The organism is Agrobacterium sp. NPDC089420, from assembly GCF_044900305.1.
Classification (GTDB): domain Bacteria; phylum Pseudomonadota; class Alphaproteobacteria; order Rhizobiales; family Rhizobiaceae; genus Agrobacterium.
Genome location: NZ_JBJDMY010000006.1, coordinates 64,682 through 82,513 on the forward strand (window position 1 = coordinate 64,682; position 17,832 = coordinate 82,513).

A 17,832-nucleotide genomic window follows, 5' to 3' on the forward strand; every position below is an offset into this window, starting at 1 on the left:
TGCCGGAATGTATGGAGTAATATCTTATGAGTGATGATCTTTCCAAGCGTCGGCTCGGGCGCGGTCTTGCCGCATTGATCGGAGAAATGGATCAGCCCGTGCCCGTGGGTGAGCCACAGCGCGCGGTCAATGCCGATCGTACTATCCCGATCGAGTTCATCGCTCGTAGCCAAAGAAACCCGCGTCGCCACTTTGACGAGAATGAGCTGCAGGATCTGGCTGCCTCGATTCGTCAGCACGGAATTGTTCAGCCTGTGGTGGTACGAACGGTTGGAGTCAACCGATACGAGATTATTGCCGGTGAAAGGCGCTGGCGTGCTGCGCAACTGGCTGGTTTTACCGATGTGCCTGTCATTGTTCGCGATGTGGATGATCGCACTGCGCTTGAACTCGCCATTGTCGAAAACGTACAGCGGTCAGACCTTAATCCGCTGGAAGAAGCGATGGGTTACGAGCAGCTGATCGCCGAACACGGTTACACCCAGAATGATCTCGGCGAGATTATCGGCAAAAGCCGCAGCCACGTCGCAAATAGCCTCAGACTTCTCAAACTTCCCGATCCGGTAAGGGATATGCTCGCGGATGGTTCCCTTTCCGCTGGTCATGCCCGGGCGCTTGTTTCGACATCCGATCCGGCAAATCTGGCGCGGACGATCGTTTCCAGGGGATTATCGGTACGCGATGCCGAACGTCTGGCACAAAACGATATCAAATCGCAGGGTGAGGCCGCCGAGAAGCGGCCGGCGGCTGAAAAGGATTCGGATACGATTGCGCTGGAGCGCAGCCTGTCGGATGCATTGGGACTCGATGTGAAGATCAGCCACAAGGGCGGATCCGGACAGATCCGTATCGGATATCGTACGCTTGAACAGCTGGAGGCGGTCTGCAGGTTGCTGGAACAGAAATAACCAACTCTCTGTTTTCATTGAAAATACCCGCCATAGGCGGGTATTTTTGTTCTTGCGCGGCTCAAAAATCGATGGCTCGGCCTTTTATTTCATAGTCGCCGAAACGAACGGGTTCGGCACCGCCGCGGCCACCCGTCTCTGGCGGCAATTGAAGATCGGCCTGATGCCTTCGCCGTTCTTCCGCCTCTTTCAAGGCCCGTTCCGCCGCCGGTGAAAGCCGTCTGCGCTTTTCCGCGCCATTGTCGTTATCCGCATCCTGCATGAGAAATCCTCCCTATGACGGGATATTGAAATATGTTTGCCGTTTACCAGATTATATAATCAGACACGCTTTATAAACCCCGGAATATTTCGGGCTATCGATAAGGAGATTTTGACGGATGAACGTGATGCGCACGGCAATGCTTCTGGCCTTCATGACGGCATTGTTCATGGGTGTCGGTTTTCTGATCGGCGGCAAGGGCGGCATGATGATCGCCCTGGTCATCGCGGCCGGTATGAATCTGTTTTCCTATTGGAATTCGGACAAGATGGTCCTCTCTGCCTATCGGGCGCGGGAGATCGACGAGGCCAATGCGCCGGAGTTCTTCCACATGATCCGCGATCTTTCGCACAATGCGGGCCTGCCGATGCCTAAAGTCTATATTTACGACAGCCCGCAACCCAACGCTTTCGCCACGGGACGAAATCCGCAAAATGCTGCGGTGGCCGCCTCGACGGGGCTGCTGGAGCGTTTGACGCCGGAAGAAGTGGCCGGTGTCATGGCGCATGAGCTGGCGCATGTGCAGAACCGCGATACCTTGACGATGACCATCACTGCCACGCTCGCGGGCGCCATTTCCATGCTTGGCAACTTTGCCTTCTTTTTTGGCGGCAACCGGGAAAACAACAATAATCCGCTCGGTTTCATTGGTGTGCTGGCAGCGATGATCGTGGCGCCGCTTGCTGCGATGCTCGTTCAGATGGCGATCAGCCGCACGCGTGAATATTCGGCTGACAGGCGCGGCGCTGAAATCTGCGGCAATCCGCTCTGGCTCGCTTCGGCCCTGCAGAAGATTTCCGGTATGGCGCAGCGCATTCACAACGACGATGCCGAGCGTAATCCGGCAACGGCGCATATGTTCATCATCAACCCGCTTTCCGGCGAACGCATGGATAATCTCTTCTCCACACACCCGAACACTGAAAACCGGGTGGCGGCGTTGCACGCCATGGCACAGGAGTTTTCCCCGCGAGCATCGACGCCGCCGCCTTCGGGTGATAGACCTCTGCGCAAATCAGGTTCCGTCCCCAATACGGGTTGGGGACGAGGCAATGAAAACCAGCGCAAAGGGCCGTGGTCTTGACATCCGATATGCAGAATAAGCCGGCGCGGGCCAGAAAACCGCGGCCGGCCCATGGTAGGGGCCGTGAAGACGGCCCTTCGTCTTTCCAGGATAAACCCGGTCTTGCCGTACGCATTGCCGCAACCCGCATTCTCGCGGCTGTGCTGGAAAAGAAGACCTCTCTGGATGGGATGCTGGACAGCGAAAACGGCAATCCGATCTATCGCGCCTTGTCGCCTGCCGACCGCGCGCTGGCAAGAGCGATCGTCAACAGCGCGCTTCGCCATCTGCCCCGGATCGAGACGGCACTGTCGATGTTGCTCGACGGCCCGTTGCCGCAAGGTGCTCGATCTCTGCACCATGTGCTCGTCGTTGGCGCCGCACAGATGCTGTATCTCGATGTTCCCGATCATTCCGCCGTCGATCTGGCCGTCGAACAGGCGCATCGCGACCCGCGCAACCGGCGCTTCGTCAAGCTGGTCAATGCCGTTCTCAGGCGGCTGGGTCGTGAAAAAACGGACATTGAAAAGGCTGTCACGGCCGTTTCGGTATTGCCGGACTGGTTCCATGCACGTCTCGTTTCAGCTTATGGCCTTGAGGTGGCCCAGAGGATTTCCGAGGCGCAGTTGACGCCGTCTTCGATCGATCTGACGGTCAAGGCTGATCCCGCTCTGTGGGCGGAGAAGCTGGGCGGCACGGTTATGCCGAACGGCAGTGTGCGGCTGGGTAAATTCGAAGGTCAGATCCCTTCGCTCGAAGGTTTCACCGAGGGTGCATGGTGGGTGCAGGATCTCGCAGCCAGCATGCCTGTCCGGTTGTTGGGAGATATTTCCGGTAAGCGTGTGGCCGATCTTTGCGCCGCCCCGGGCGGCAAGACGGCACAGCTCGCGCTTGCGGGTGCAAAGGTGACGGCGCTGGACCAATCCGGCAATCGCCTGCGCCGTCTCAGGGAAAATCTCGACCGGCTTGGCCTCGAAGCGGAGACGGTGGAGGTCAACATGTTGAAATACCAACCGGAGCAGCTTTTCGACGCCGTTCTCCTCGATGCGCCCTGTTCTTCCACCGGAACGCTGCGCAAACATCCGGATGTCTGCTGGACCAAGGATGAAACGGATATTGCCAAGCTTGCGGCACTTCAGGGGCAGATGTTGCGCCACGCACTGACGCTGGTAGGGCCTGGCGGTGTTGTCGTATTCTCCAATTGCTCGCTCGATCCTTCGGAAGGAGAAGCGATGATTGCCGAGGTGCTGGCGGAATATCCCGACGTGTCGCGTCTTGCGGTTCGCAAAGAGGATTGGCCGGGAATGGAAGCGGCGATCAGTCCCGAGGGAGACCTGCGGACGACGCCGGATATGTTCGGTGGCGTCGACGGGTTTTTTAGCTGTGTCTTGCGTAAGAATTAGAAAAAAGCCAAGCTTTCGCGAATCATTAGATATTTATCGATAACGTTCCGGTCATCACGGTTCACTGATAAAAACAAAACATGTGAAACGGGAAACATAGCTTGTCAGGGTCCTTTGCAGGCAGCATGAGTGCGGCCGGTCTTCTTTCACGGATGGCGTATCGGCATCTGTGTGTCGGCCTTACTCCCGTGCGTCTTTACCTATCCCGTTTTATCAGCCGCGTTCCCGATGGTTTGGTGGCGGCGCCGACCGATCTTCGCGCGGTCGATCCTTATTTTGCCGAGGAATTGCTGCGGGGCCGGATTGCGCTTGCCGGGCGTGTCGTGGAAACGGATGGGCTCTCGCCATTTCAGGTGGATTATCCATCGCCCGTTTTCGAAGAGCGGCTGCATGCATTCAGCTGGCTGCGCCATATCCGGTCAGACAGGTCGAGTGAGGCTTGCAAGCGGGCGCGCCGCATCGTTGCGGAGTGGATCAGCATCTATGGCAAGAGGCTTACGGGCACCGCATGGTCGCCGGAGATTGCAGCGCAACGGCTGATCGCCTGGCTCTCCCATTCTCCTGTCGTTTTATACGAGGCTGATGCGAGTTTTTATCGCCGTTTCCTGAAAAGCCTTGCCTTTCATGTGCGTTATCTCGACAGGATCGTCAAACACGCACCGGATGGCGAAGCGAGACTGCGGATCAGAATAGCGCTCGCCATGGCATCCATCGCCATGCCCGCACGCCTGTCGCGTATCACTCGGCATGGAATGAAGCTGGCTCAGGAAATGGAACGCCAGATCTTGCCCGACGGCGGACATGTGTCGCGCAATCCGCGCGTCATGCTGGATCTATTGCTCGATCTTCTGCCGCTTCGGCAAAGCTACATCAACCTCGGTCACGATTTGCCGTCGGGATTGGTGCCGGCGATAGACCGGATGTTCCCGGCGATCCGGTTTTTCCGGCATCAGGGCGGCGATCTTGCGTTATTTAATGGCGCGACCGCGACATTGGCCAACGAACTGGTCTCCGTGCTCCGTTATGACGAAACGGCTGGCCGACCGTCCAAATTCCTGCCGGATGTGAATTACCACCGACTTGCGACAGACGAAACGGTCATTATCGTGGACACGGGTTATCCCGGTTCGGCCGAACTTTCGCGCAACGCCCATTCGGGTTGCCTGTCCTTTGAAATGTCCTGCGGCAAGAACCGATTCATCGTCAATTCCGGTTTTCCGCGCAATGCCGCGCCGGAATATCAGCGGGCCAGCCGGTCAACGGCGGCACATTCCACCGTGACGCTTGCGGATACCTCCTCCTGCAGATTGTCGCGCTCCAGACTGCTTGGTCCGATCATGATTTCGGGCGTCAGCCAGGTGGATAGCGAACGAGGAACGGATGAAAGCGGCAATGATGTGCTGCGGGCGTCACATGATGGATATTTACAGAATTTCGGCTGCTATCATGAACGCGAAATCGAATTGAATGCGGCGGGCACCAAGATAAAGGGACGTGACTTGCTTCGTGCCGACGACAATGCGGCGAAAACGCAATTGCAATCGATCTCGGCGGTTTCACGTTTCCATGTCCACCCCCATATTCAACTTCATCAGCGCGACGAGGAGTCGGTTTACCTGGAGGCGGCAGATGGAACCAGCTGGCTGTTTTCCGCGCCGGGAATGGAGGTGTTCGTGACGGAGGATGTCTTCATGGCCGACGCCTCCGGCATGCGGCCATCACAGCAGATCGAGCTGCCTTTCAATCTCGCCAACACGCGGGAAATTCGCTGGATCATCGAACGCAAGGCCTAGACAATCGCCGGCGGCGGCAGGCAAAAACCGTCATAGTTTTCACGGTACACCCTCCCCGCTGTTTATTAATTCGGTAAGCTGTGTTAACGCGGCGGCAATTGCTGGATCAATCCCTTTCCAGCCTGTCCTCCCCGTTCAACGGAGTATGCCCGATGGCCGTCGTGTCCAAAAAAATCCCCGCCCCCGATAAGGTCAAAATCCGCACGGCGCTTCTTTCCGTGTCCGATAAGACGGATATCATCGAGCTGGCGACGGTTCTCTCCAAGCTTGGTGTTCGGCTGCTGTCCACCGGCGGAACGGCGAAGGCCATTGCCGACGCGGGACTGCCGGTGACGGATGTTTCCGACGTGACCAATTTTCCGGAAATCATGGACGGCCGCGTCAAGACCCTGCATCCGAATGTTCATGGCGGGCTTCTCGCTATCCGGGATGATGCCGAGCATGTCGAGGCGATGAAGGTGCATGGTATCGAGGCGATCGATCTGTCGGTGATCAATCTTTATCCCTTCGAGGACGTTCGCGCCAAGGGCGGCGATTATCCGACGACGGTGGAGAATATCGATATTGGCGGCCCGGCGATGATCCGCGCTTCCGCCAAGAACCATGCCTATGTCACAGTCGTGACCGACCCTTCAGATTATCCTGCCCTCGTGGAGGCCCTGCAGGCCGATGACGGGCAGACCTCCTATGCGCTGCGCCAGCGCTTTGCTGCCAAGGCCTACGCCCGAACCGCGGCCTATGATGCGGTGATTTCCAACTGGTTCGCGGAAGCCCTTTCCATCGAGACGCCGGATTACCGCGCTATCGGTGGCGCGCTGAAGGAAAAGATGCGTTATGGCGAGAACCCGCACCAGAGCGCCGGGTTTTACCTTACCGGCGAAAAACGCCCCGGCGTCGCAACCGCGACGTTGCTTCAGGGCAAGCAGCTTTCTTATAACAATATCAATGATACGGATGCAGCTTACGAGCTCGTGGCGGAATTCCTGCCGGAAAACGCGCCCGCTGTTGCCATTATCAAGCATGCAAACCCCTGTGGCGTCGCAACCGGCCCGACACTTGCCGAAGCCTATCGGCGGGCGCTGGCGTGCGATTCTGTCTCCGCATTTGGCGGCGTCATTGCCTTGAACCGCACGCTTGATGCGGAAACGGCGGAAGAGATCGTCAAGCTCTTTACCGAAGTCATCATCGCGCCGGACGTCACCGAAGAAGCCAAGTCCATCATCGCCCGCAAGCCGAACCTGCGCCTTTTGACCGCCGGCGGCCTGCCCGACCCGCGCGCAGCCGGGATTACGGCGAAGACCGTTTCGGGTGGCCTGCTGGTACAGAGCCGTGACAATGGCATGGTCGAGGATCTCGATCTCAAGGTCGTCACCAAGCGCGCACCGACGGCACAGGAGCTTGAGGACATGAAGTTCGCCTTCAAGATCGCCAAGCACGTGAAATCCAACGCCGTCATCTATGCCAAGGATGGACAGACGGCGGGCATTGGCGCCGGCCAGATGAGCCGCGTGGATTCGGCCCGTATCGCGGCGCAGAAGGCGGAAGATGCTGCCAAGGCTCTGGGCCTTGCCGAACCGCTGACACGCGGCTCCGCCGTCGCTTCAGAGGCGTTCTATCCCTTTGCCGACGGTTTGCTCGCTGCGATTGCCGCAGGTGCCACCGCTGTTATCCAGCCCGGTGGCTCGATGCGCGATCAGGAAGTGATCGATGCTGCAAACGAGCATAATGTGGCAATGGTCTTTACCGGCATGCGCCACTTCCGCCACTAAGCGCGGAAATAGTCAGGAATAACAAAGGCCGGGAAAGCGATTTCCGGGCCTTTTGTTTCACGTGGGACAATCTTGGTACCGCTGCAGGTTCAGGTCACCGCCCCAACCTGCCACGGCACGAATTCATTGTCGCCATAGTCGTAAATCTCGCTCACAGTCTTGTCGCCGGAAGCCACAGCCAGAATATGCTCGAAAATTCGTTTGCCGGATTCTTCGATGGTTTCCGCTCCTGTGACGATCTCGCCGCAGTTCAGATCCATGTCTTCCTTCATGTGTTCATACATTTCGGAATTGGTGGCGATCTTGATGCAGGGAGCCGGCTTGAAGCCCGAAACCGAGCCGCGCCCGGTGGTGAAACAGATGACGTTGCAGCCGCCGGCGACCTGGCCGGTGACGGCGACGGGGTCGTAACCGGGGGTATCCATGAAGACGAAGCCTTGCTCCGTCACGGTCTCGGCGAATTCATAAACCGCCTTCAGCGGCATGGAGCCACCCTTGGCGACTGCGCCCAGTGATTTTTCCAGAATGGTGGTCAGGCCGCCAAGCTTGTTGCCATGGGAGGGATTGTTGTTGAGTTCGTCGCCATTGCGGGCGGTATAGTCCCGCCACCAGTCTATGCGCTGCAACAGTTTTTCGGCGACTGCCGGCGTGACGGCGCGTTTCGTCAGCAGGTGCTCGGCGCCATAAATTTCGGGCGTTTCGGACAGAACCGTGGTGCCGCCGTTGCGGACAATGAGGTCGGATGCATAACCCAGGGCCGGATTGGCGGATATGCCGGAATAACCATCCGAACCGCCGCATTCCAGCGCCACCTTCAGCTTCGAAAGCGGTTGCTCGGTGCGGCGTGCGGCATTGACCATCGGCAGCATGGCCTTGATCTCGGCAATCGCCGCATCGATCGTCTTGCGCGTGCCGCCATGCTGCTGGATCGTCATGGTTCGCAGCCGCTCACCCTCCTCCATCTTGTAATGTTCGAGGATCGGGGCGATCTGGTTGGTTTCACAGCCGAGGCCGATCAGCAGAATACCGCCGAAATTCGGATGGCGGGCATAACCCTGAATGGTGCGGATCAGCAGGCGGTAGCCTTCCGATTTAGTGTTCAGCGCGCAGCCGCCGCCATGGGTCAGGGCCACGACGCCATCGACATTGTCGAAGCCGTCAAGGCCGCCCTGCTTGTTGAAATAATCGGCGATATAACGCGACACGGTGGCGGAACAGTTCACCGAAGCGATGACGCCGATATAGTTGCGTGTACCGACGCCGCCGAAACCACGGTCATAACCCATGAAAGTACGGCGCGCGGCTTCCGGCACCATGCCCTTCTCCTCGATGTCCACGCTGAACTGATGCGCGTGTTCGGAAGGCACCATGGCGAGATTGTGCAGATGCACATGCCGGCCAGGCTCGATATCCTGGGTCGCAATGCCGATCACCTGCCCGTATTTCAGCACCTCGTCTCCGGATCTGATGAACTTCAGGGCCACCTTGTGACCACGCCCGATCAATTCCAGCGCCGTCAGATCGCCCCTGCCCGTCGCACCACCGGCCGGAATGGACCGCCGCGCCACCGCGACATTGTCGTTGGCGTTCAGCAAAATGGTTGCCTCGGAATTCTCACTCACGGGTTTTCCTCCTCCCGGTATATTGCCTGCTATGTTCTTAAATCAGTTTTCCACCCAGCGCCGTTTCGAGCCTTCCAGATGGGTATGCATGGCCGCCTGTGCCAGCAGCGGATCCTTGAGTTCCAGCGCGGCCAGAATCGCTTCGTGTTCCTGAAGCGCATAAGTCCAGGTGTCGCGGTCTTCGAATTTCACGCGCAGCTGCGCTGAAATGGGGCTGTGGCGCTCATCGAACAGGTTCGCCACCAATCGCGCCAGGACGCTGTTGCCGGACTGTTCGGCTATGGTGACGTGAAACAGCCGGTCCTGATCGAGAGGTTTGCGTCCGGCCTCGATTTCCCTCTGCATGGTATTGAGGATCTGACGGAGGGTCGTGATCGTTTCATCGGTCATCCGGCTTGCCGCCAGCACGATGGTAGCGCCCTCCAGCGCAGCCCGTGCCTGCATCAGCTCGGAGGGGCTGTCGCCCATCGACTTGGTGTGATGGGTCGTCTGAAGCGCTTCGGCCGACACATAAACGCCGGAACCCATGCGAATTTCGACAGTATTATCGATTTCAAGCGCAATCAGCGCCTCGCGCAGCGAGGGTCGCGATACGCCGAGCTTCTGGGCCAGTTCTCGTTCGGCAGGAAGCCGTGTGCCGGGCAGGAATTCACCGAGATCGATGAGTTCGCGTATCTGGTCCGCAATCTGCTGATAAAGCCGGCGCGGTTCCGCTATTTTGGCCTGACCACTCATGTGTTTTTTGCTGAAGCCTTTGTGATGCTGATATTTGGCCTTACCGTAACGCCAAGTGCAGCAATACGCAAGAAATTACTCAAATAATTGAAAAAACGTCATTATTTTAAAGTCAACTTTGACGACTTTCCTTTCTCTTAAATGCGCATCTTCACTTTTTGACCTAATTGGCTTGACCATTCTCCAAAACCGGCCTAACCATTTGGCCTGTTCATGACCCCCGGTGGAGCGGGGAGTGCGGGTGGAGGTTTTTTAATGTCGCAGGGCGCATCGACAATTCGGGGCGAATTTTCGCCTGGGGAGATGGCGCGCGCGGAGCCTTTGGTCCTCCTGCGTCTCGAAAATATCAGCAAGGAATTCCCGGGCGTCAAGGCGCTGTCGAATGTGCATTTCGATCTGTTGAGCGGCGAAGTGCATGCGGTCTGCGGCGAGAATGGCGCAGGAAAATCGACGCTGATGAAAATCATCAGCGGCGTCTATCAGCCGAGCGACGGCACCATCCTGCACAAGGGCGTGAAGGTGCAATATGTATCGCCACTCGAATCCGAAGCCGCAGGCATCGCCATCATTCACCAGGAACTCAACCTCGTTCCGCATCTTACCGTCGCCGAAAACATCTATCTTGCACGGGAGCCGCGCCGCGGTTTTCTCGTTGACCGCAAGAAGCTGCGGCTTGACGCCAAGCGTTGTCTCGATCGGCTGGGTGTCGATATCGATCCCGACCAGATCGTGCGCGGCCTCTCGGTCGCGCAATGTCAGATGGTCGAAATCGCCAAGGCGCTCTCTCTTGACGCGGAAGTGCTCATCATGGACGAGCCGACCTCGTCGCTGACCGAGCAGGAAACGCAGCTTTTGTTCAAGGTTATCCGCGATCTCAAGGCATCCGGTGTGGGGATCGTTTATATTTCCCATCGTCTCGATGAAATGGCTGAAATCGTCGACCGTGTTACGGTTTTGCGCGATGGGCGTTATATTTCGACTGACGATTTCGCGTCGATCACCGTCGATGACATCGTCACGCGCATGGTCGGACGCTCGCTGGAGGAGAAGTTTCCCGAACGCACGTCCCGCCCGGCGGAGGACATCATCTTCTCCGTCGAAGGCCTGACGCGCAGCGGCGTGTTCCATGATGTCGGTTTTTCGCTGCGGCGTGGTGAAATCCTCGGTTTTGCCGGGCTGATGGGTGCGGGCCGCACCGAGGTTGCCCGGGCCATCTTCGGCGCCGATCCGCTCGATGCGGGCAGGATCGTTTTCAACGGGCGCGAACTTTCGATCAACTCGCCGCAGGACGCCATCCGGGAGGGTATTGCCTATCTCTCGGAAGACCGCAAAAGCGACGGTCTTGCGATCAAGATGTCGGTCGCGGCCAATACCACGCTTGCCAATCTCGGCGAGGTTTCCAACCGTTTCGGCCTGATCGACTTCAGGAAGCATGACGATGTGGCGAAACGTTACGTCGACCTCCTGAATATCCGCACCCCGTCGATCGAACAGACGGTGCGGCTGCTTTCGGGCGGCAACCAGCAGAAAATCATCATCGGCAAATGGCTGTTCCGGCAATCGCGGGTGCTGTTCTTCGATGAGCCGACACGCGGCATCGATGTCGGCGCTAAATTCGCGATCTACAAGATCATGGACGAACTGGCCGCGCAGGGCATCGGCGTCATTCTCATCAGCTCGGAGCTGCCTGAAATTCTCGGGCTGACGGACCGTATCGCCGTTTTCCATCAGGGCCGGATCACGGGCGTGCTCGACACCGCCAAGACCAATCAGGAAGAAATCATGCGGTATGCGTCCGGTTACGGCCGGGCCGCGCAGTGAGGAACGACATGGCCAATATTGCAGAACCCAAGAAGAGCTTTGCTGTCAGCGACCGCCAGAAGGATATTATCCAGAAGTTTGCGGCGCTCGGTAGCCTCTTTGCGCTTGTCGCGGTCTTCTCCGCAACCAGCAGCGCTTTCTTCACCGTCAATAATGGCATGACGATCGCGCTGCAGGTGACTTCCATCGCGCTTCTCGGCATTGGCGCAACCTGTGTCATCATCACCGGCGGCATCGATCTTTCCGTCGGCTCGGTGCTGGCGCTTGCCGGCGTCGTCGCCGCGCTCGCCGTGAAGGAACTCGGCATGCCGGTGCCGGTCGGCATGCTGCTCGGCATACTGACGGGGTCGCTCTGCGGCCTTATCAACGGCCTGCTTGTCACCCGTTTCAAGCTGCCGCCCTTCATTGCCACCCTTGGCATGATGCTGATCGCCCGTGGCGTGGCGCTGCAGATCACCGGTGCGCGCGCCGTCTCCGGTCTCGGCGAATCCTTCGGCGAACTCGGCAATGGCGCTCTCTTCCGCATCGTCAATATCGGTGACGACGGCTTTCCGAATGTGGTGTTTCCCGGCATCCCCTACCCCGTCATCCTGATGGTGGTGATTGCGCTTGCGGTTTCCTTCATGCTCAACCGCTCGATCCTCGGCCGCCACATCTACGCCGTCGGCTCCAATGCGGATGCCGCGCGCCTGTCCGGTGTCAATGTCGCCCGCGTCACCAATTTCACCTACATCCTGTCAGGCACGCTCGCGGGGTTGACGGGCTGCGTGCTGATGTCGCGCCTCGTCACCGCCCAGCCGAACGAGGGTGTGATGTATGAGCTGGATGCGATTGCCAGCGCGGTTATCGGCGGTACATCGCTGATCGGCGGCGTCGGTACGATTTCCGGTACGGCCATCGGCGCCTTCGTCATCGGCATCCTGCGCAACGGTCTCAACATGAACGGCGTCTCCGCCTTCACGCAACAGATCATCATCGGCCTCGTCATTCTGGTCACCGTCTGGATCGACCAGTTGCGCAATCGCCGCTGATCAAGGGCCTGCGGACCCTTTCCGCAAAGAGATCGGCAAGGGGAGGCCCGGTATGCCGACATCACGGAGGAAGAAATGAAGAAAATTGCGACTGCCCTTCTGACATCCGCAATTGCGCTGTGGAGCGTTTCCACCGTGCAGGCCGGCGAAATCGCCGTCATCGTCAAGACCGTCAATTCCACCTTCTGGCAGAACGTCCAGAAGGGCGCCGATGCGGCGATGAAGAACTCTTCCGGTAACACCATGACCTTCCAGGGTCCGGCGGCCGAATCCGCCATTGCCGACCAGGTCAACATGGTTGAAAACGCCATCAACCGTAAGGTTGCGGGTATCGTGCTTGCGCCTTCCGATCCGGACGCGCTGGTGCCGGCCGTCAAGAAGGCCTGGGAAGCCCGTATTCCAGTGGTGCTGATCGACTCTCAGCTGGCGAGCGGCTCGGAGCAATATTACCAGTCGTTCCTCGCGACCGATAATAAGAAAGCCGGCGAACTGGCCGCGCAGGCGCTGATCGACAAGGTGGGCAAGGAAGGCAAGATCGCCGTCATGTCTTATGTCGCCGGTGCCGGTTCGGAAATCGGCCGCGTCGGAGGTTTCACCGATTATATCCAGATGAATTCCAACCTGAAGATCGTCGGCCCGTTCTATTCGCAGTCGCAGATGGCGACCGCGCTGAACCAGACCACCGACGTTCTGGCCGCCAATTCCGACCTCAAGGGCATTTTCGGCGCCAATGAGCCGACGGCCATCGGCGTTGGCCGCGCGCTCGCCCAGAGCGGCAAGGCCGGCAAGGTTGTCGCCATCGGCTTCGACGGCAATCAGGACCTTCAGGGCTTTGTCAAGGACGGCACGCTCGCCGGCATCGTGGTTCAGGGTTCCTATCAGATGGGTGAAAAGGGCGTAGAGACCATCTCCAAGCTCATCAACAAGGAAAAGGTCGAGAAGTTCGTCGATACCGGCGTCGTTGTTGTCACCAAGGACAATATCGACAAGCCTGAAGCCAAGAACGTTCTTTACTGATGGCGTGATAACGCGCCGCCTTGATGCGGCGCGTCCTTCCAAAGACAAGCTGGAAAGTCCCTGCGATGAAAGTCTCCGATACACGTAAATTGCCGCGTCGCGCCGTCGATGTCACCGTCATGGGCCTCGGCTGCGCCCAGATGGGCAATCTCTACCGCGTCACGCCCTATGAGGAATCCAAAGGCGCGTTCGACAAGGCATGGGAAAGCGGCATGCGTTATTTCGATACCGCACCCTTTTACGGCTATACGCGGTCGGAACGCCGTCTCGGCACCATGGTGACGGAGCATGAGCGGGGCGACTATACGCTCAGCACCAAGGTCGGCCGTGTGATGGTTCCCGATGAAACCGTCGGCCCGGAGGAAGACGCCTATATTGCGCCGCTCCCCTTCCGCCCGGTCTATGATTATTCCTATGACGGTATTTTGCGCTCCTTTGAGGCGAGCCAGCAGCGGCTTGGCGTTCTGAAGCCGGATATTCTTTATGTGCATGATATCGGCTCCTATACCCATGGCGAAAAGCACCGGCATTATTGGGAGCAGCTGACCACCGGCGGCGGCTTCCGGGCGCTCGGCAAGCTGCGTGAGGAAGGATCGACGGGCGCCGTCGGCCTTGGTGTCAATGAGTGGGAAATCGTCAGCGACGCCATGGATGTCTTCGATATCGACGTCGCCATGCTTGCCGGTCGTTATACGCTTCTGGAGCAGCAGAGCCTCGCCTTCATGAACCGCTGCGCTGAAAGCGGCGTCGGCATCGTTGTGGCCGGTGCATTTAATTCGGGCATTCTGGCCGGCAACCGCAAGTTCAACTATGCCGATGCTCCTGCCGACATCCTCACCCGCGTCGATGCGCTGCAGGGCGTGTGCGAGGAGCTGGGCGTCTCGCTGCAGGCGGCCGCGCTGCAGTTTCCGCTTGCCCATCCGGCTTCGGTCACGGTCGTGTCGGGCGCGCGCAACGCGCAGCAGCTTGCCGCCAATATCGAATGGTTCGAGCAGTCGATCCCGGATGAGTTCTGGTCCGAGCTGCACAGGCGTGGCCTGATCGCCGAAGGCGCGCCGGTGCCCGGCGGAAAGGCCTGAGGCGATGATTATTGACGCCCACCAGCATTTCTGGCTGATGAAGGATCGCGCCGGGCAATGGCCGCCGCCGTCGCTTGCCGCGATCTATCGGGACTTTCTTCCGGCCGATCTGTCGCCGTTGCTGGCCGCCGCCGGGGTTTCCGGCACGGTGCTGGTGCAGACGATGGAGAGCGTGGCCGACACGGATTTCATGCTGGCGCTTTCGGAAAAGACCGATTTCATCAAGGGTATTGTCGGTTGGGTGGATATGAAATCCGCCGATGCAGCGAGTGAAATCGCCCGCCGGGCGAAACATCAGGCGTTTAAAGCCGTGCGTCCGATGTTGCAGGGTATGGAGGATGTCGCCTGGATCGATGATCCGGCACTCGATCCCGCCGTGGCGGCGCTGGTGAACCACGGTTTGGCGTTCGATGCGCTGGTCTTGCCGACCAATTTGCCGCATCTCCTCACCTTCGCCCGCCGCCATCCGCAATTGCCCGTTGTCATCGATCATGGTGCGAAGCCGCTGATTGCTACCGGTCACTACAGCGACTGGCGCAGGGATATGGCCGCTTTGGCGGCTCTTTCGAATGTCCATTGCAAGCTCTCCGGCCTTCTGACCGAACGCGGCGATCAACTGCCGGAAGCGGTGCGGCCCTATGCCGAAACCATTCTGGAACTGTTCGGCGCAAACCGCGTGATTTTCGGCAGCGACTGGCCGGTGTTGCGGCTGGCGGGCGATTACCAGGCATGGCTGGATTTTTGCCGCGATGTCGTGCCGGCAGAGGACCATGAGGCCGTTTTCGGCGGCAACGCCATCCGTTTTTATTCCCTTTCCGACAGGTGATGCATGCTGGCGATTTTCTGCGACACTCCCGGTCAACTCACCGCCAAGGACCTGCCCAAGCCTGCACGGGGCGACGGTGACGTGCTGGTGCGCATTCGCCGCATCGGCGTCTGCGGCACGGATCTGCACATCTTCACCGGTAACCAGCCCTATCTTTCCTATCCGCGCATCATGGGCCACGAGCTTTCCGGCACGGTGGAGGAGGCGCCGCAAGGCAGCCATCTTTCCATCGGTGACGTGGTCACTGTCATTCCCTATATCTCATGCGGCAAATGCAGCGCCTGCCTGAAGGGCAAGAGCAATTGCTGCCGCAATATCGGCGTTCTCGGCGTTCATCGCGATGGCGGCATGGTCGAATATCTGAGCGTGCCGCAGCAATTCGCGCTGAAGGCGGAGGGGCTGAGCCTCGATCAGGCGGCCATGACCGAATTTCTGGCCATCGGCGCGCATGCGGTGCGTCGTGGAGCGGTCGAAAAGGGGCAGAAGGTCCTGGTCGTCGGCGCCGGCCCGATCGGCATGGCGGTGGCGGTTTTCGCGGTTCTCGATGGCGGCGAAGTGACCATGATCGACGGGCGCACAGACCGGCTGGATTTCTGCAAAAAGCATCTCGGTGTTGCCCATACGGTGGCGCTCGGAGAGGGCGACGGGGATCGCCTTTCCGACATCACCAGCGGTGATTTCTTTGATGTGGTCTTCGATGCGACCGGCAATCCGAAGGCCATGGAGCGTGGGTTCTCCTTTGTCGGCCATGGCGGTTCCTATGTGCTGGTATCCATCGTCGCCAGCGATATCAGCTTCAATGATCCGGAGTTCCACAAGCGCGAAACGACGCTGCTTGGCAGCCGCAATGCCACGCCGGAGGATTTCGAACGGGTGTTGCAGGCGCTGCGGGAAGGCAAGATACCGGAAGCGCTGATCACCCACCGCATGACGCTGGCTGATGTACCCTTCAAATTCGCCGGACTGACCGATCCGAAAGCCGGAGTCATCAAGGGCATGGTGGAGGTCGCATGACGTCCGATACGCCCATTCTGCAATTCGGCACCAGCCGCTTTCTTCTGGCGCATGCGGACTTGTTCGTTTCGCAGGCGCTGGACAAGGGCGAGGCTCTCGGGCGTATTGCGATCGTCCAGACGACCGGCAATGCCGAGAGCCTGAAGCGGGTCGCCGCGTTGAACAGCGGTGCGCCCTACCCTGTGCGCATTCGCGGCATCCGCGATGGGCAGGACGTGGACGAGGAAATTCCGGGCAAGGCTGTCGCGCGGGCATTGACCGCTCCAACCGATTGGACCGAGGTGCGGCGTCTCGCCCGCATGGCCAAGGTCATTCTGTCCAATACGGGCGATCGTGGTTATGAGCTGGATTTAGCTGATGGGCCAAGCCTTGCAGCCGATTTCACGGTGGTTCCGAAAAGCTTTCCGGCCAAGCTTTGCATGCTGTTGCTGGAGCGCTTCCAGACCAACCCGGAAGCGCCTTTGTCGATCTTCCCTTGCGAGCTCGTGCCGCGCAACGGCGAAAAGCTGAAGCAGATCATTCGCCGGCTTGCCGATGAATGGCAATTGCCGGCCGGCTTTGCCTTTTATCTGAATGAGAAGTGCCGTTTCGCCAACAGTCTGGTGGATCGCATTGTTTCCGAGCCTATCGACCCGGTGGGCGCGGTGGCGGAGCCCTATGCGCTATGGGCGATTGAAAAGCAGGACGGGCTTGTCCTTCCTTGCACGCACCCTGCCGTGGTGTTGACGGACGATCTCGACCACTATGAAAAGCTGAAACTTTTCCTGCTCAATCTCGGCCATTCCTATCTGGCGGAACGCTGGTTGCAGGATGCGCGTGCGAAGGACGAGACGGTGCGGCAGGCAATGGCCGACCACACTCTTGCTGTGGATCTGGAAACGCTCTGGCGGGACGAGGTTCTGCCGGTCTTTGCGGCTGAAGGCATGGGAGCTGAGGCGGAGGCTTACATCGGTGTGTTGCGCGAGCGTTTGCGCAATCCGTTTCTCGCGCATCGGCTTGCGGATATCGCCGGCAATCACGATGAAAAGAAGCGTCGTCGATTCATCCCTATCATCGCGGCTGCGGAACGGCTGGGATTGAGGCTGCCACAGCCGAAGCTGCGTGCGGCGCTCGCCACCATCAAGCAATAATGGAGTTTTTCATGCAGCGCATGGGCATGGTCATAGGTGTCAAACCGGAGATGATCGCAGAATATAAAAGGTTGCACGCCGCCGTCTGGCCGGAAGTTCTGGGGCTCATTAGCGACTGCAATATCCGCAATTACACGATATTCCTGCGCGAGCCGGAGAATCTGCTTTTCGGCTATTGGGAATATCACGGCAGCGATTTCAGCGCCGACATGGCGAAGATGGCCGCAAGCCCCAAGAACCAGGAATGGTGGTCTTTCACCATTCCCTGCCAGCAACCGCTCGAAAGCCGGAAGGAAGGCGAGTGGTGGGCCATGATGGAAGAAACCTTCCATCACGATTGAACGATTTCCCTTGACACT

Annotated in this window: 16 protein-coding genes; 13 read left to right on the plus strand and 3 right to left on the minus strand. The window is 58.8% G+C overall.

Annotated features, from left to right (window positions below):
• Positions 1 to 26: 26 nt before the first annotated feature.
• Positions 27 to 908, plus strand: coding sequence for a ParB/RepB/Spo0J family partition protein (locus ACI2KA_RS11265; RefSeq protein ID WP_404501999.1), 882 nt, complete (start codon positions 27 to 29; stop codon positions 906 to 908).
• Positions 909 to 969: 61 nt separating this feature from the next.
• Here ACI2KA_RS11265 and ACI2KA_RS11270 read toward each other — a convergent pair whose 3' ends face one another.
• A complete protein-coding gene (locus tag ACI2KA_RS11270; RefSeq protein ID WP_404502001.1) occupies positions 970 to 1,170 on the minus strand; it encodes a DUF1674 domain-containing protein in 201 nt (66 codons plus the stop codon).
• A 118-nt stretch (positions 1,171 to 1,288) separates the two neighbouring features.
• Between ACI2KA_RS11270 and htpX the strand changes: the two genes are divergently transcribed.
• The 4 genes from htpX (at position 1,289) to purH (ending at position 7,198) form a co-directional block, all read left to right on the plus strand.
• On the plus strand, positions 1,289 to 2,254 hold the full coding sequence (htpX, locus tag ACI2KA_RS11275) for a zinc metalloprotease HtpX (RefSeq protein ID WP_404502003.1): 966 nt from the start codon (positions 1,289 to 1,291) through the stop codon (positions 2,252 to 2,254).
• A complete protein-coding gene (locus tag ACI2KA_RS11280) occupies positions 2,251 to 3,636 on the plus strand; it encodes an RsmB/NOP family class I SAM-dependent RNA methyltransferase (protein ID WP_404502005.1) in 1,386 nt (461 codons plus the stop codon). The genes htpX and ACI2KA_RS11280 overlap by 4 nt, the downstream gene beginning before the upstream one ends.
• Positions 3,637 to 3,761: 125 nt before the next feature.
• Positions 3,762 to 5,429 carry a heparinase II/III family protein gene (locus ACI2KA_RS11285; protein WP_404502471.1) on the plus strand — a complete coding sequence of 556 codons (1,668 nt, stop codon included), beginning with the start codon at positions 3,762 to 3,764 and terminating at the stop codon, positions 5,427 to 5,429.
• A gap of 152 nt (positions 5,430 to 5,581) precedes the next feature.
• Positions 5,582 to 7,198, plus strand: a complete 1,617-nt coding sequence (purH, locus tag ACI2KA_RS11290; RefSeq protein WP_404502007.1) for a bifunctional phosphoribosylaminoimidazolecarboxamide formyltransferase/IMP cyclohydrolase — start codon at positions 5,582 to 5,584, stop codon at positions 7,196 to 7,198.
• Between the two features lie 89 nt (positions 7,199 to 7,287).
• Here purH and ACI2KA_RS11295 read toward each other — a convergent pair whose 3' ends face one another.
• Together ACI2KA_RS11295 and ACI2KA_RS11300 are read right to left on the minus strand one after the other, a co-directional pair.
• On the minus strand, positions 7,288 to 8,820 hold the full coding sequence (locus ACI2KA_RS11295; protein ID WP_404502009.1) for a UxaA family hydrolase: 1,533 nt from the start codon (positions 8,818 to 8,820) through the stop codon (positions 7,288 to 7,290).
• A gap of 42 nt (positions 8,821 to 8,862) precedes the next feature.
• Positions 8,863 to 9,555, minus strand: a complete 693-nt coding sequence (locus tag ACI2KA_RS11300) for a FadR/GntR family transcriptional regulator (RefSeq protein WP_404502011.1) — start codon at positions 9,553 to 9,555, stop codon at positions 8,863 to 8,865.
• Between the two features lie 255 nt (positions 9,556 to 9,810).
• Between ACI2KA_RS11300 and ACI2KA_RS11305 the strand changes: the two genes are divergently transcribed.
• The 8 genes from ACI2KA_RS11305 (at position 9,811) to ACI2KA_RS11340 (ending at position 17,814) form a co-directional block, all read left to right on the plus strand.
• Positions 9,811 to 11,376 carry a sugar ABC transporter ATP-binding protein gene (locus tag ACI2KA_RS11305; protein ID WP_404502013.1) on the plus strand — a complete coding sequence of 522 codons (1,566 nt, stop codon included), beginning with the start codon at positions 9,811 to 9,813 and terminating at the stop codon, positions 11,374 to 11,376.
• A gap of 8 nt (positions 11,377 to 11,384) precedes the next feature.
• On the plus strand, positions 11,385 to 12,407 hold the full coding sequence (locus tag ACI2KA_RS11310) for an ABC transporter permease (protein ID WP_065114417.1): 1,023 nt from the start codon (positions 11,385 to 11,387) through the stop codon (positions 12,405 to 12,407).
• Between the two features lie 75 nt (positions 12,408 to 12,482).
• Entirely contained in the window at positions 12,483 to 13,424 is a 942-nt protein-coding gene (locus ACI2KA_RS11315; RefSeq protein WP_404502016.1) for an ABC transporter substrate-binding protein, read from the plus strand.
• Between the two features lie 65 nt (positions 13,425 to 13,489).
• Positions 13,490 to 14,503 (plus strand): aldo/keto reductase, encoded by a 1,014-nt coding sequence (locus ACI2KA_RS11320; protein ID WP_404502018.1) that lies wholly within the window; start codon positions 13,490 to 13,492, stop codon positions 14,501 to 14,503.
• Positions 14,504 to 14,507: 4 nt separating this feature from the next.
• Positions 14,508 to 15,329 carry an amidohydrolase family protein gene (locus ACI2KA_RS11325; RefSeq protein WP_404502020.1) on the plus strand — a complete coding sequence of 274 codons (822 nt, stop codon included), beginning with the start codon at positions 14,508 to 14,510 and terminating at the stop codon, positions 15,327 to 15,329.
• Positions 15,330 to 15,332: 3 nt separating this feature from the next.
• Positions 15,333 to 16,343 carry a zinc-binding alcohol dehydrogenase family protein gene (locus tag ACI2KA_RS11330; RefSeq protein ID WP_404502022.1) on the plus strand — a complete coding sequence of 337 codons (1,011 nt, stop codon included), beginning with the start codon at positions 15,333 to 15,335 and terminating at the stop codon, positions 16,341 to 16,343.
• Entirely contained in the window at positions 16,340 to 17,473 is a 1,134-nt protein-coding gene (locus ACI2KA_RS11335; protein WP_404502024.1) for a mannitol dehydrogenase family protein, read from the plus strand. The genes ACI2KA_RS11330 and ACI2KA_RS11335 overlap by 4 nt, the downstream gene beginning before the upstream one ends.
• A gap of 11 nt (positions 17,474 to 17,484) precedes the next feature.
• The gene (locus ACI2KA_RS11340; RefSeq protein ID WP_404502026.1) at positions 17,485 to 17,814 is read left to right on the plus strand and encodes an L-rhamnose mutarotase; all 330 of its coding nucleotides are present in this window, start codon (positions 17,485 to 17,487) and stop codon (positions 17,812 to 17,814) included.
• Positions 17,815 to 17,832: the final 18 nt, after the last annotated feature.